At 35.0% G+C, this 14,425-nt stretch carries 16 protein-coding genes; 4 read left to right on the top strand and 12 right to left on the bottom strand.

The features are described 5' to 3' along the window. The first annotated feature begins 21 nt into the window (after positions 1–21). Positions 22–399 carry a large conductance mechanosensitive channel protein MscL gene (gene mscL / locus ACWNMZ_RS04680; RefSeq protein WP_349204154.1) on the top strand — a complete coding sequence of 126 codons (378 nt, stop codon included), beginning with the start codon at positions 22–24 and terminating at the stop codon, positions 397–399. A 73-nt stretch (positions 400–472) separates the two neighbouring features. Next, positions 473–1,111: a Bax inhibitor-1/YccA family protein gene (locus tag ACWNMZ_RS04675; RefSeq protein WP_449598295.1), complete on the top strand. Its 639-nt coding sequence runs from the start codon at positions 473–475 to the stop codon at positions 1,109–1,111. Positions 1,112–1,183: 72 nt separating this feature from the next. Here the strand turns inward: ACWNMZ_RS04675 and ACWNMZ_RS04670 are convergent, their stop codons facing one another. From ACWNMZ_RS04670 to ACWNMZ_RS04660, 3 genes are all read right to left on the bottom strand, one after another. Next, complete coding sequence (locus ACWNMZ_RS04670) at positions 1,184–1,468, bottom strand: hypothetical protein (protein ID WP_449598294.1); 285 nt, start codon at positions 1,466–1,468, stop codon at positions 1,184–1,186. Positions 1,469–1,747: 279 nt separating this feature from the next. After that, a complete protein-coding gene (locus ACWNMZ_RS04665) occupies positions 1,748–2,254 on the bottom strand; it encodes an acyl-CoA thioesterase (RefSeq protein WP_031537398.1) in 507 nt (168 codons plus the stop codon). Positions 2,255–2,360: 106 nt separating this feature from the next. Next, positions 2,361–3,293: a magnesium transporter CorA family protein gene (locus ACWNMZ_RS04660; RefSeq protein ID WP_031537397.1), complete on the bottom strand. Its 933-nt coding sequence runs from the start codon at positions 3,291–3,293 to the stop codon at positions 2,361–2,363. Between the two features lie 126 nt (positions 3,294–3,419). Between ACWNMZ_RS04660 and ACWNMZ_RS04655 the strand changes: the two genes are divergently transcribed. After that, the gene (locus ACWNMZ_RS04655) at positions 3,420–3,680 is read left to right on the top strand and encodes a hypothetical protein (RefSeq protein WP_031537394.1); all 261 of its coding nucleotides are present in this window, start codon (positions 3,420–3,422) and stop codon (positions 3,678–3,680) included. A gap of 188 nt (positions 3,681–3,868) precedes the next feature. Here ACWNMZ_RS04655 and ACWNMZ_RS04650 read toward each other — a convergent pair whose 3' ends face one another. The 9 genes from ACWNMZ_RS04650 to ACWNMZ_RS04610 form a co-directional block, all read right to left on the bottom strand. Continuing rightward, positions 3,869–4,429 (bottom strand): RNA polymerase sigma factor, encoded by a 561-nt coding sequence (locus ACWNMZ_RS04650; RefSeq protein WP_048716776.1) that lies wholly within the window; start codon positions 4,427–4,429, stop codon positions 3,869–3,871. Between the two features lie 88 nt (positions 4,430–4,517). Next, positions 4,518–5,843, bottom strand: a complete 1,326-nt coding sequence (locus tag ACWNMZ_RS04645; protein ID WP_048716773.1) for an oligosaccharide flippase family protein — start codon at positions 5,841–5,843, stop codon at positions 4,518–4,520. Positions 5,844–6,040: 197 nt separating this feature from the next. After that, entirely contained in the window at positions 6,041–6,673 is a 633-nt protein-coding gene (locus tag ACWNMZ_RS04640) for a response regulator (RefSeq protein WP_031537391.1), read from the bottom strand. Further along, positions 6,666–7,712 (bottom strand): sensor histidine kinase, encoded by a 1,047-nt coding sequence (locus ACWNMZ_RS04635; RefSeq protein WP_031537390.1) that lies wholly within the window; start codon positions 7,710–7,712, stop codon positions 6,666–6,668. The genes ACWNMZ_RS04640 and ACWNMZ_RS04635 overlap by 8 nt, the downstream gene beginning before the upstream one ends. Further along, the gene (gene liaF / locus ACWNMZ_RS04630; protein WP_031537389.1) at positions 7,709–8,443 is read right to left on the bottom strand and encodes a cell wall-active antibiotics response protein LiaF; all 735 of its coding nucleotides are present in this window, start codon (positions 8,441–8,443) and stop codon (positions 7,709–7,711) included. The genes ACWNMZ_RS04635 and liaF overlap by 4 nt, the downstream gene beginning before the upstream one ends. 288 nt (positions 8,444–8,731) lie before the next feature. After that, entirely contained in the window at positions 8,732–9,382 is a 651-nt protein-coding gene (locus ACWNMZ_RS04625; protein WP_031537388.1) for a PspA/IM30 family protein, read from the bottom strand. A gap of 20 nt (positions 9,383–9,402) precedes the next feature. Further along, the gene (locus ACWNMZ_RS04620; protein ID WP_031537387.1) at positions 9,403–9,753 is read right to left on the bottom strand and encodes a lmo0954 family membrane protein; all 351 of its coding nucleotides are present in this window, start codon (positions 9,751–9,753) and stop codon (positions 9,403–9,405) included. A gap of 166 nt (positions 9,754–9,919) precedes the next feature. Continuing rightward, positions 9,920–11,116, bottom strand: a complete 1,197-nt coding sequence (locus ACWNMZ_RS04615) for a Ger(x)C family spore germination protein (RefSeq protein WP_031537386.1) — start codon at positions 11,114–11,116, stop codon at positions 9,920–9,922. Continuing rightward, positions 11,113–12,705 carry a spore germination protein gene (locus ACWNMZ_RS04610; RefSeq protein WP_449598293.1) on the bottom strand — a complete coding sequence of 531 codons (1,593 nt, stop codon included), beginning with the start codon at positions 12,703–12,705 and terminating at the stop codon, positions 11,113–11,115. Before ACWNMZ_RS04610 ends, ACWNMZ_RS04615 begins: the two co-directional genes overlap by 4 nt. A gap of 428 nt (positions 12,706–13,133) precedes the next feature. Here ACWNMZ_RS04610 and ACWNMZ_RS04605 point away from each other — a divergent pair, with 428 nt between their 5' ends. Continuing rightward, positions 13,134–14,363: an IS110 family RNA-guided transposase gene (locus tag ACWNMZ_RS04605; protein WP_031540352.1), complete on the top strand. Its 1,230-nt coding sequence runs from the start codon at positions 13,134–13,136 to the stop codon at positions 14,361–14,363. The last annotated feature ends 62 nt before the right edge of the window (positions 14,364–14,425 follow it).

Raw genomic sequence — 14,425 nt, 5'->3', positions numbered from 1 at the left:
TGATATTTTCAGGAGGATAATATGTGGAAAGAATTTAGAGCATTTGCAATAAAAGGAAACGTAATTGATTTAGCCGTTGGGGTAGTGATTGGCACAGCATTCAGCAAAATTGTCAGTTCTTTAGTGGAGGATTTAATTATGCCTCTCTTTGCTCATTTTGTTGTTGGAGTAAATTTTTCTTCATGGACTTATGCTGGTATTCATTATGGGAATTTCATGCAAAGAATTGTTGATTTTTTCATTATTTCTTTCTCGATTTTTCTCGTGGTTCGGTTAATAAGTAAATTTAAGAAAAAAGAAGAAGTCAAAGAAGAAGCTGTAACAGTAGATACAAAAGAAGAATTATTAAAGGAAATTCGCGATTTATTAAAAGCAGAAGCTGTTCGTGAAAAAGAATAATGAAATGAAACTTTTTAGAGGTTGTTTTCGTAGTAAATTATAAATCATAAATCAATACGGGAGTGAAGAAAAAATGTATGCATATAGTCCAAGCAATGAATATATGCCCTCTGTTTTAAGGACTTTTGCCCTTTCACTAGGAATAGCTTTTATCGGCACGATGATTGGTAATTTCGTACCAACCTTCTTATTCTTGCCATTATCTATTTTAGAAGTTGTTCTTTTATTAATTGCCATTTTTGCGAGAAAAGGAAAATCATTATCCTATGGTTTCTTATTTATCTTTACGTTTATTTCAGGAATTACTACCTTTCCAATCGTATCTTATTATGTATCAACTGTTGGAGGAAATGTAGTTATTAATGCATTAGGAACCACAACTGTTGTATTTGCTAGTGTCGCTATTTACGCGACAAAAACGAAGCGAGATTTCTCTTTCTTAAGAGGAATGTTACTGGCTTCCTTAATCGCTTTAATTACTATCGGGATTTTTAATATCTTTTGGCCATTAGCAACAGGCGGTATGCTTGCATATTCCTTCATTGGTGTGCTTGTATTCAGCGGCTATGTGCTATATGATTTTAATCGAATGAAGCATTATGGCGTCACAGCAGATCAAGTTCCTTTAATGGCGCTTAATTTGTACCTTGATTTTCTAAATTTATTTATAAGTATCCTACGTATATTCGGCATACTGTCCAATAGAGATTAAAAAGGTTTGAGTAAAGAGGTCCAAAACCTCCTTGCTCAAACCTTTTTTGCTAAAAAAACGACATTTATCCCTTTAAAAATAATCTTCCAAACGACTTTTGATTTGTCGAATCATTTCCTCTGGATTATCTTTTACAACAAAAGAGAAAACACCTCTATTTGTGTGCAAGTAAAGGATTTTATAGCAATTTGGGGATGGTTTAAATGAAATGTCATGTATCGCATTTAACGGAAATGTTTGCTCTTCACTTGTAACTCTATCACTCCATAAAATAAGCGTTTTTTCTTCTTCTTCGATTTGAATATGTAAGTCAATCTTCCTTGTAATCACAAAATAGGAAAGGGAAAATATTTTCATTTTTACCTCCTAGCATCTATCCCTTGATAGTATGAGGATACTATATAGACAAGGAAAAACGGAAACCTATCCTCCCTGCAAAATCAGACAATGATATTAGACAAGATATCGGAAATTCCCCATCATTTCCTGGAAAATAATTTGATATTTCGACAGCATCTAATATCGATTTTTTACCATTCGAGGAATCTTAGTCATTTAAACAATATCTCTTCGACAACTTCTTCCCCTATTGTTTAGAGATTGTTCCATATAAAGAAAATGGGATTTCTCGATTGATCATCCTAAACTTCTATATTTTTTTGCAAGCTCTTCTGTTTCTTTCTTCCGTTTCTTTCTTGCCTCTGCTCGTTCTTTCGCAGACTCATATAAACTTTTTTCTTCTTCCGTTTGCGGTATTACTTTAGGAACTTTTGTTGGTTTTCCATGTTCATCAATAGCAACCATTGTTAGAAAACTGAGTGCACATAAATGCCGTTCACCGGAAATTAAATCTTCCGCAGTTACTTTAACAAAAACCTCCATCGATGAAGATCCTGTATAGGTCACAAAAGCTTCTAAGCAAACAGCATTCCCTTCATGAATCGGATACAAAAAATCGACAGAATCAGTCGAAGCCGTCACAATTCCCCTTCTTGCATGTCGCATCGCTGAAATGGCAGCTGTATCGTCAATATATGCCATTAGCTTACCGCCAAATAAAGTACCATAAGTATTCGTGTCAGTTGGAAAAACAATGCTTGTTTTTACCACAAGGGACTCACTACAAAATTTAGACTCTTCCATATATCCTCCTTGCATAACCTTTGGGAGTTTGAATTTCCATAACATATCTACCTTCATTATTATATGCTACTTTATAAGGGAGAGTCTAATTTTCTTTGGTAATCTATTATCGAAAAAACGAATTTTTCTTCCGCGCTTTTAGTAAATCACCCATCCAACCTCTTGATTTGAGAAAGAAATAAACTACGACAGTAGACCCAATAATAATTGCTAAAGAAAATAGATAGCCTAACTTCCATTCTAGCTCAGGCATTATTTTAAAGTTCATTCCCCATAGTGCACCCCATGCCATAATGGGAGTGCATAGTGTAGTAAACACTGTAAGAGTTTTCATAATTTCATTTCCTCGATGTTGCGATACAACTTCTTCAAAATCGACAAGATTATTTAATTCCTTCTGATATTCTTCTACCAAAATTAATCCTCTGTCAATTCTTTTACTAATGCGCGCATATTCTTTTCCCTTTGTAATTTTCTCTCCAAATGCCTCTTCCAATGAATATCTTATTTCTAAAAAGGGAATCATGACATTCTTCCAAATAAGAAGTTCATGTCTAGATTTATATACTTTATCTAATGTCTTTATACTATTTCTCTGTTTTACATCCCAAATCAATTCATCTAATTGCTGTTCATAGGAATCAATATGATACAAAATTTCTGTCATTATTTTTCCTAAAATAACCATAAACCCTTCAATCGGCGTTTGCGCTCTCTTTATTTCCTGGATAAAGTTACTTCTATCGATATGCAGGCTATTATCTTTGTAATCAAAGGTGATTAGCGCTTCATTGGATAAATAGAAATGAAAAATTTCATACTCTTCCTTCTTATCTACTTCCCGATGATATATAAGGGAGCCACTTAATGTTTCCTGATCTTCTACTGACGTATCAATGTGAAGATAGTTCGTTCGTTTATCTTTTATTTCACGAAACCACGTATTTATTAACGGTCCTTTTTCTAACGAAACTTCTCCAACATCCTCTTCTTCTAACAACTGATACCAATCCCAGTTTTCTAACCGGTATTTTTTCATATTTATCCCCCTTACTAGTTTTCTATTATTATTCCCTGATCATAGTTTATAAAACTCTCAATGGGGTAAATAAAGGAATAGTAGTAAAACAAGAAGGACCAGTAAAATAATAGGAGGGATTCTCTCATGTTTGGAAAAAATTCAATGCGTACCTTTGCATTATTAGGAGCAGGTGTAGGAAGTTTTTTTCTTTTCACAAATAAAGGAAGAGATATGTTTAATCGCTTAAAAAACAAATTCAATTCTACGCAAAAAGACGATTTACTTTCTAAAGCAGGAAATCCCGCTCCAGATGATATTGGTGACAATAATATGGTAAATGAAGGTGCCATGTATTCGGTAAATTACTATAATAAACAAAGAAATAATGAATTAGCAGAAACATAAGTCTATTATGACAAGATTTGAATTGCGACTATGTATGATGATGCCTACTATGAATGGATTCAAAGCTAATATGTTCTTAGCTAAACTTAGTGAGGCTATCGAGTATTCGAAAGGAAACATCAATGCACCATTATCCTGTGACGAATCAGTGAGCAGATCAACTTTCTCCCACTGATTCCATTTTCTTTTTACAAATAAGCAATGTTTTTATTCATGACCTTAGGCTTTAATTGATCCTTCGCTCGTTTCATTCTTGTTTTCACCGTGGATAACGGTGTTTTTGTATGATTACTAATTTCTACTAATGTTTGATTATGATAATAGAAAAGGAGTAATGGTTCTTTATACATATTAGGAAGTTCTCCTAATGTATCAATCATTTCCTCTTTATCACATTTGCATAGTAATGTTTCCTCTGGTTCCAAAGCAACAGACGTATCTCGTGCATATGTATAGACAGTCTCTTCCCAAAATTTCTTCGAGGATTTTTCCTTTCTCCAATAATCTCTACATTTATTTAAGGCAATTTTATATAGCCAACTTTTCACTTTCTGGACATCCTCAAAGTATCCAAATGATGTATAAGCAGAAATTAATACTTCCTGATACAAATCCTCTGCAAGTTCTTTATGTTTCACGAGTGATACTATATAAATATAAATTGATTTTCCATATTCTTTCACTACTTGTTCAAATAATTCTTCTTGATTTTCTTCCGCTAATTGCGTTTTATCTATTAGGGATTCCATTTTCTTTCATCTTCCCCTTCCCTTTTTACGATTCTACATAATAAACGTCTTACAACATTCGAATCCCTACACAATTTATCAAAATTTTTTAATGAAGTTTATTTACAGGTGTTAACCATATCGAAATCCCTATTTTTTTGCAGATCGTTAAATAATGTAATGAGGCTAAAATGACTGCCCCTAAATTCATGCCGATCGCAATTCCACTCATCTGAAGCTGACTTAAAGAACCTAAATAATAGATTGCTGCATAGGAGAAAGAAGTTGACCAAATACTATGAAAAACTGCATCCTTTAGCAGCCCTAACCCTATTAAGTATGCTTGCATTGGAATGGTAAAGTAATGCAGCAAAAAATACGGCCATAAAAGCTGAACAATTATTGCTGCCTGAGTGGAATGAAAAAAGGTCATTGTCAATGTATCCGCGTAAAAATAAAATATTCCAACAGCAATAGTACCGTAGATAGCGGTAATTATCATTACTTGTTGCAATAGTTTTTGCAGTTTGGAATAGTCTTTTTGGACATATGCTTTCGAAACGGTCGGTATCAGCATTGTCATAAAGCTATGGGAGATAAAGGCTGGGAAAAATCCAATCGTCATTGCTATCCCAGCAAGCATTCCATACTGCTCTGTTGCGTTCGCTGCTGTAATTCCTGAAGCCACTAATGCACCTTTAATTAAAAATGGCTGAATAGCATGGGTCAGTGCATGAAATATTCGAAGTCCCGTTGTCGGAATAGAGACAGATAATAAATCTTTCCAAATTACCTTTCCATTCATGGTTTCATTCTTCCCTTTTTTAATCCGCTGATACTGTACGAAAAACATATGCATTAAGTACAGTAAGACGACTGTATCACTTCCAACGATTGTAAAAAAGGCAATTAATACAGATGTATTAAGGTCAAAGGAAAACCACTGAAATAAGAAGACCAATAATCCAAGCTGAATGATTTTTTTCAAAAAATTAGAAGCGGCAATTTTCCCCATCTGCTGTTTTCCCATAAAATAACCTCTTGCAATAGAGGTGAAGGAAATAATCGGCAGCAGGAGAATGACTAGCCACTTTAATAGTGGATGATAGGAATAAAAAATAGGGATAAAAGGTATGATGATAGATGCGATGATCGTTAGAAAAATAGTAAATATAATGGTCCACTTTAGCACTTGCTGAAGCATGGATAAATGATACTTTGAATCTTTCTCTGCTATAAATTTTGAAATAGATGTTGGCAACTCAAAGGTAGCTAGCAGGACGATGAGAAAAATAGTAGGCAACACTGTCATGAATAGGCCTAGTCCATGTTCTCCAAGTTCCCTGGCCATTATCATATTAATAATAAATTCAATACATTCGCCAAAAAAAGCTGTTACAATTAATAAGAAGGTCCCTTTGTAAAATGAACTCATGAATCTCTCCCTCAATCTATCTTCTACAAACGTAAATGTAAAAGACGTGTGTTTATTTTTCTCTTCTTTACCATCATATGAGACAAGTTCGAAAAATATTTTCCTAGTTTGTCTTTTTCTCGATAGAAGAGAGAGAAATATCTTATTTAAACGTTTGATTAAGGGAGTGTTCCTAATATGAAAGGGATTTGGCTTTCTTATTCTACAAGGGAATGCTTAAATGCATAAATGACTGCCTGTGTTCGATCTTGTACTTGTAGTTTGCTAAGTATATTACTAACATGTGTTTTTACCGTTTTTAAAGCGATAAATAAATCATCGGCAATTTCCTGATTGCTTTTGCCCTCTGCCATTAATAGAAGAATTTCCATTTCTCTCGCGGTTAATTCTTCATGCAGAGGAGTTGCTTTCTTTTCCCGCATTTTTGTCATCATTTTATCGGTGACTTCTGGCTCTAGCACAATTTGGCCTTGAAATGTTTCGCGCACAGCTCTTGCTATTTCACTAGCCTTCGATGTTTTGAGCATATAGCTAGTTGCACCAGCCTGTAAAGCTGGATAGACTTTCTCATCATCAAGAAAACTAGTGACAATAATAATTTTTGCATCCTCCCATGCTTCTACTATTTGGCGTGTTGCTTCTATTCCATCCATTTCTTCCATCACTAAGTCCATCAAAATGACATCTGGTTTTAACGAGAGTGCTAGCTCTACTGCTCTGCTGCCATTTTCCGCTTCTCCCACCACATCGATATCTGTTTGCGCAGATAAATAAGAGGAAACGCCAATCCGTACCATTTCATGATCATCAACAAGTAATACTCTAATCATTTATATCCTCCTCCCCTTCCAAAATCGGAACTTTTACTTCCAAACGTGTTCCTTTATTTTCCAAACTGATTAACTTTAATACCCCACCTATTTCTGCTGCTCTTTCATGCATGTTTTGAAGTCCATAAGAGCCTGCCTTTCTTTTATCAATATTGAAACCAACTCCATCATCTATTATTCGTAAAATGACAAATGATTCTCTTTGAATAAGCTGGACCTGTAAGGAACTTGCCTTTGCATGTCTTAATGTGTTGGATACAGATTCTTGAAGAATCCGAAAAAGATGATCTTCCATTCCTTTATCCAAATCAATATCTTCTAATTTCCATTCTATTTCTAAGCTGACCTTTTGCTGTAGCTCCTGCAATAATTCAATAATTCCTGTTTTTAATGATTTCCCTTTTAATGCAGCAGGACGTAAATGAAGCAATAAGGCTCTCATTTCTAATTGAGACTGATGAATCGTTTCCTCTACTAGCTGTAGCTGCCGAGACTCGTGATCATTTGTTTTCGGTCTTGTTTCATTAATCGCTGACAATAGCATGGATACTGCGAATAATTGCTGGCTAACCGAATCATGTAGCTCTCTTGCTAACCTATTTCGTTCTGCAATAATGATACTTTGCACTTTCACCTCTTCATCCTCTGCTTTCTCTTTTACAAGCTTTTGTGAAAGCTTCGTTTGTTCTACTAATTGATTCTGCAATTGAATCATCTTATAGCTCAATGACTGTAATTCCTCTGTTGAACCAATTGGCTCAACAGGACGGTACTCCATTTTATCCATCGTATGTAGAGCTTGTTCCATGGAACGAATTTGTTTTTTCCAGGAAAAGCCGGACAAATAACCAATTAGAATACCTAATGTAATATCGACACTTGTTATAAATAAGACAAACGGAACATCCATTAATTCTTTTTCCCACAAAGCTCCCCAGTTTTCTGGAGGAAAAACAAATAAATAACAAATGGAAAAGAATACAAGTAAAAGAAGGGATATACATACTCCCCACAAGATTTGTCTAGTTATAATACTCATATTCTTTTCACCTCTAAGCTACCAGCAATAAAGGAAGTGAAAATCTTCACCCTTGTTTCTGCTTGATCAAAATTAGCAGTCCGGATGCTTACATTTTTATTCCAAGCATTCTCTTCTTCTTCTCCAAATATATGATAAGAACCGAAGAAAATGGAGTGATTAATGCTAACTTCCATATCATAAGGGATATACAGCTTTACATCTCCTACAATATTTTTGATCATCATAACCGTTTCTCCTTCTGGCAAAACGGTATAGCTAAGATCAACCATTGTATTCGTTATTCCACATTGAATATTAATATCATGCCATTCATATACATGATCTGGCGTAATATTGCGATTATAGATTGAATTAGTAAATAAGGGCTCCTTCTTTATGATTGGCTCCTGTGTAAATGGTTCTGTTTCCTTATCTTTAATTATCGGTTTAATCACATCAGTAGTATTCTTCTTTTGGAATAATTGAAAAAAATAATAGGCAAGAATCGTAAATAAAATTATTTTTACGGTAACCATATTTAGGATACTAACGATCAAAATCAGTAAACCAACCCAAAATAGGATTTTTCCGACTCCGCCTTGCAGAGATTTCTTTGAGATATACATCATACCAATGGAAACAAGAAGGGAAAAGATTAGTCCTGGATTAAAGACAAAGATTTCTAATAATAAAAACCCTCCAACCACATATACCCAATTCGCATAATGATCTTTTAGTTGTTTAAACATTGGCTATTCTCTCCCTTCTTTGTTTTATTATGGTGAAAATCTGATTGTTTCTCCCTACAAAAAATAAATGGCTAATACTAAATCATTAAATTAAGACAGACTAAAAATGACAATACACGTTGAATGAGTAGGTTGCTTTCCACTCCAATCACCCGTTTTACAACGTGGTTACCTACATAATTTATTAAAACAATCTTTGAAATTTTATTTAATTCTTTCTGTTTGTCTATATCAAAAATAAAAGGGGCTGGCTTTTGTAGCTCCAGCCTCTTTTAGGATATCATTTTTTTATAGAGAAATGGTATCATCTTCTTTTTTTAGCATATCTTTCTCTAAAGCTGCTAACTTTTCATCCATTGTTTGTTTATAGTATTCTGTATTTATCTTTTTCTCTAGTTTTTCAATATATTCTTCCATTTCGGTAAAGCGCGCTTGATTTGTTGGGCTTGCTTGTTTTTCTTCTAAAACTTTATTCATTGTATGATGTGCCTTTGTGATATTTTCCTTTGCCATTAGCTCCATTTGACGTATCTTCATATCTTTTAATTTATGCTTCATATCCATGTATTTTTTTTCGATTTCATGCAATTGCTGCTCGGTATTTCTCAACGATTCCTTTAAACGGACTACTCTTTCTTCATAATGAGTTTGTTCTAGTTGAGCAAAAGAAGAAAGCTCTTCTTCTTCCGCTTTACGAGCAACCTCTGCCTGTCTTTTCCTTTTTTCTGCCATTTCTTCTGCCTGGCGTAATTCTTTTGAGAATTCCTCTTTTAATTTATATTGTCTTTCCACTAATTTCTTTACTTTATCTGTCTCTTTTTCACATTCTCTTACGTATTGATTTAAAAGCGCAAGCGGATTCTTTTCTTCCTTCTTATCCAATAAATTATTTATATCAGCCAATACAGTATTTTTCATTCTTTCTAATAAATTCGTCATGCCTAATTCCTCTCCTTCTCTTATTTGTTTAGTTCTGACCATTGCTTTTCAAAATTTTGAAATGGGTCATCTGATGATTTTTTTGTGATAATAGATTGTTTGTTGTTATTCCATTTTTTATAAACAAGATACAATATATATGCTGCTGCCAAACCAATAATTGCTGGAAGGTTACTTGCAGTTATAATAAGCATGATAATTCCAGCTATCCCCCACCCTACTTTTCCTGCTGTACTTGTCGCCTTTACATATTGCTTAAAAGCGAAATAAAGAATGGCTGTACTAATTACTAAACCAAATAATGGACCTATCTGTGATAAAAGGATAATAGAAGCAGCTGCTCCAATAATAAATAAACCAAATTTTTTCATTTTGTATTTTCGCTCCTTTCTTATCTACTATGTTACCTTTCCCTTGTTTTTTTCATAACGTGCCTTAGCTTGATTTTCCTCTACAACTTTAGTCTTAGAGGGAGCTAATCCAAAAAAAGCATAGAAAAAACTGTTCGCCATGACCAGTTTTTTCTATGCTTCCTGTTTATTTTTCCGTCTCGGTTAAAAAGCTCTTAGAACGTATTCCAGACCTTCTTAAAACAAAATCCATATCTACTTTTACATCTCCTGAAGCAAATTCTTCACTCCAGTTATCTTTTACTTTCATAAAAGAATTAAAATCTTGCCTTCTCATTACTTCTCCGAATCCAAAAATATCCGCTTGGTATTGTTTTTGGACCTTTGTAATGGTATCTGTTATTTTTTTTGAAAAAGTTTCATTGATTAACTTTTCATATTTAGCAATCGTTCCAAGCTTTTCCACGTTATTATAACATTGAGTTCCTTCAATAAATCCTTCTGCTTTTATACTTACATGAAAAAAAGGCTTACCGTTCTTCATCTTAGACGTTACTTCTGTTTGCGATTCTGTTACTCGAATCGCGCTAAAGTCTCCCTTTTTGCATTCGAGTGTCAAAGAAGTAGTCTTTATATCATTCCTCGTCCATAAATAATTCCTAGTATCCTCTAAGCTCAGAAACCCCACTAACTTACCATCTTTAAAAATCGCCAGTGAGTCTACCACAACAATTGCATCAGGGGTTACCTTCTGAATATTTTTCATACTCATCCCCTTTTCAACATCTCCTTTTAGCCTTACGGTAGCAAGCACTGGTTCTTTTCCTTCCAAATTAAGTTCAGAGATAAAATTAATAATGTTCATTCCAGGGTCTCCTCCCCAGTCTTCCATCAAATGATCCAATTGTGGAGATAGCTTTAAAGAAGATGCCTTTCTATAATGGGCAGCTATTTTTAAAATATCTTCTGCTTTCCCATCTTTAGCGATAATAATGTTAAAGTCATCTCTTATCTCTCTATTTCTTTCCAAAAAATCAATAAAATCCAGTCTTCCTGCACTTGCTACTTCCTCACTGATTACGAGCACTTTCATATGAGAATATATTAAAATCTGTGCATAATATTCATTAAAAAGATGGGTAATTTCTGAGATAGAATCCCCTTCAATCCCTTCAACTACCGTAGGCGCATTCCCAGCTGAAGATTGGGTGTTTAATTCAGCAGCATTCAACGCCTCTACTGTCACTTTATACTTCCCATCCTCCCCTTTATCAATTGCCATCCCTGCTACTAATTTAATTTCTGATAATTCCTTTCTATCCCAACAGCCTGTTAATAGAAATAAACAGTTTAGTATACATAGAAAGACAGCGATTCTTTTCACTTTTTGTCCCCACCTTCATGCTTAGGAGGAGACGGAGATCCTTGGGGCTTTTGCTTATTTTTTATATTCGGACTTAAATAGGATGGTCTCTTACTAATTGCCCACAGTGGAAATCGGACAAATACATCTTTTTGATCTTCAACGATAAATGGAGCAACTGGAGCTAAATATGGAACTCCAAAAGAACGAAGGGAACTTAAATGAGCAACCATAAATACAAGCACTAAAAGAACACCATATAAGCCTAATACTGATGCAACAATGATAAGAACGAATCGAATAAGTCTCGATGCATTTGCAAAGTTATAATTCGGGAATACGAAATTAGCAATCGCCGTTATCGCAACAATGATAACCATAATGTTTGAAATAATTCCTGCTTCAGCCGCAGCCTGTCCGATAACTAATGCACCAACAATAGAAACCGTTTGACCTACAGCCCGTGGCATCCTTACCCCTGCTTCTCTTAAAATTTCAAATGTAATCTCCATAATAAATACCTCTACTACTGCTGGAAAAGGAACATCTTCCCGTTGAGCAATAACACTTAATAGTAAAGTGGTTGGTAAAAGTTCTGGGTGAAAGGTCAATACACCTACATAAGCGGACGGCATAATTAAGCCAATCATAAAGGACAAATAGCGGATCATCCGAACAAAGCTACTCATAAAATAGTTTTGATAGTTATCTTCTGGAGATGTAAAAAAATCAGTAAGAACAGCTGGAACTATTAATACAAAAGGGGAGCCGTCAATTATAATGACAATCTTCGCATCCATTAAATAAGTTGCTACTGCATCTGGACGCTCTGTATTCATAGCAAGTGGAAAGACCGTCAAGCTTTTATCTATAATTAATTCCTCGACATTTGCAGACTCAAACACGGCAGAAATATCAATCTTATTTAGTCTTGAACGCACCTCGTTTACTATTTTTTCATTTGCAATAGAATACATATAACCCATATAAACATTTGTCCGCGTTTCGTTTCCAAGCATAAATTTCTCAAAACGCAAATGATGGTTTCGTATTCTTTTTCTTATTAAATTTATATTGGTTGAGGCATCCTCTACAAAAGAGTCTTTTGGTCCCCTTACTACTGTTTGTGTAGTAGGCTCTGCTACCGCTCTCCCTTCACTGTTTATATAATTTAAACTAAGCGCCTGCCCAACTCCTCTGAAAACAATCACAATTCTGCCTTCCAAGAGAGAAGAAACAATTTCATTCACCGTTTTCAATAATTTATATCCTGATACCCCAAAGCTTCTTTTACTTAGATTATGCAAATCTTCTACTGTTTCTATGACAATATCTTTATCCACTGAATTCTCTAACGTATTTCCTAACATTTCTTTTAACATTTCTGTATTAACTACTGTTTCTAAATAGTAAATACGTCCATCGCTTTTACCTACACGAATGTCATCAGACTGCAAATCAGCCGTATTCCCAAAGGTTTTATTAATTTCTAATTTTAGCTCTTCAAATGTTAATTTATCTAAGCCTATCTCTTTTGCTTTTGTTGGAACTACATCGGAGGGTATTTCTTTTTTACTATTTATAGACAGTATCTTTTTAAAATAATTCATGCTCTTATCTCCCTCGTATAGTAAGTTTATAGTCCTCTTTCGAGGTAATTTCCAATTAAAATATTGTTCTTTGATAATTCTATAGATGTTAGTTCAGATAGTGGGGGGCTAGCCCCCCACTATCTGAAAAAGTTTTCCAAAGGGTGGACTTTTCGTGATGTCCCTAGATAATGGTCTTAGGATCATTTGGGGGATTTCTATCATCTCCTGTAGCTTTGACTACTACAAAAGTCTGTCTCCCCAGTCCTTGTTCGAACTTCTAACCCGCAGGCTGTTCCCTTTGGCAGCCCATGCTGGAAGTTGCAGCTTCCAGGCAGCTCATGGACCAAAGTGAGTTCTAATACGCGAGGGTGATTGACCGACAAGTACACTGGGGATATCCCGAAGAGTCCTTCCCTTGATCCTAGATTGAAAGGAGGTTAGCCACCATGAAATTATTTGTTGGAATAGACGTTAGCTCTCAAGATATGAAAGCTTGTGTCATGAATTTTGAAGGAGAAGCATTAACTGCTCTCACTGTTGACAACAATTTGACTGGGGCATCTTATCTGAAAGATCAGATTGTCAAGATAGCCCAAAGTAACTCAATTTCCGAGATTCAAATCGGGATGGAGGCCACTTCAGTCTATAGTTGGCATCCTGCTATGTTTTTTCACGAGGATGAATCTCTTAAAGAATTTAAAACAACAGTCTTTACTATTAATCCAAAACTAATTAAAAAATTTAAAGAGTCATATGTTGACCTGGATAAAACAGACCAAGTCGATGCTTGGATTATTGCAGATCGCTTACGGTTTGGACGTCTTCCACTAACGGCGGTGATGCAGGAACAATTTATTGCTCTTCAAAGGTTGACAAGAATGAGATATCATCTCGTTCACAACCTAACGCGAGAAAAGCAATATTTTCTGCAACACTTATTTTATAAGTGTAGTTCCTTTACGACTGAAGTGGATAGTTCGGTTTTTGGAAATGCCATGTTAGAGCTATTTCTTGAACAATATAGCTTAGATGAAATTAGCTCAATGGATCTTCAAGAACTTGCGAATTATCTTCAAGATAAGGGCAAAAATCGCTTTACTGACGCCGAGTGTGTGGCGAAATCCATTCAAAAGGCTGCGAGATCTTCCTACCGATTATCAAAGTGTGTGGAAGATTCTATCGACCTATTATTAGGGACTTCAATAGAGTCCATCCGTAGTATAACTAAACAGATTAAAGAACTTGACAAAGCCATCCAAAAGCTTCTAGAAGGTATCCCTAATACCTTACAGACGATTCCAGGAATAGGCCCAGTCTATACCGCTGGTATTTTAGCCGAAATTGGACAAATTGATCGCTTTGATAACCAAGCTTCCATTGCCAAATATAGTGGACTTACATGGTCCAAGAATCAATCAGGAAAGTTCCAAGCTGAGGAAACCAAAATGATACGTTCAGGAAATAGATTTCTTCGTTATTACCTTGTTGAAGCTGCCAACTCGGTTCAACGAAATGAACCTGAATTTCGGGCATACTACCTGAAAAAATATCGTGAGGTTCCTAAGCATCAACACAAAAGAGCACTCGTCTTAACGGCAAGAAAACTTGTGCGGTTGGTCGATGCGCTGCTACGCAACGATCAAGTCTACACGCCAAGAAGGAAGGTGAATAACTAAAGGATAAAACATCCTAAATCCTTCAATATTTTCCAGTAAATGGTTTAATATCTTACTGGGTT

The organism is Niallia sp. Marseille-Q9988 (assembly GCF_976954375.1).
The sequence above is the reverse complement of the archived record's forward strand: the minus strand, read 5'-3'. Positions and strand labels throughout refer to the sequence as shown.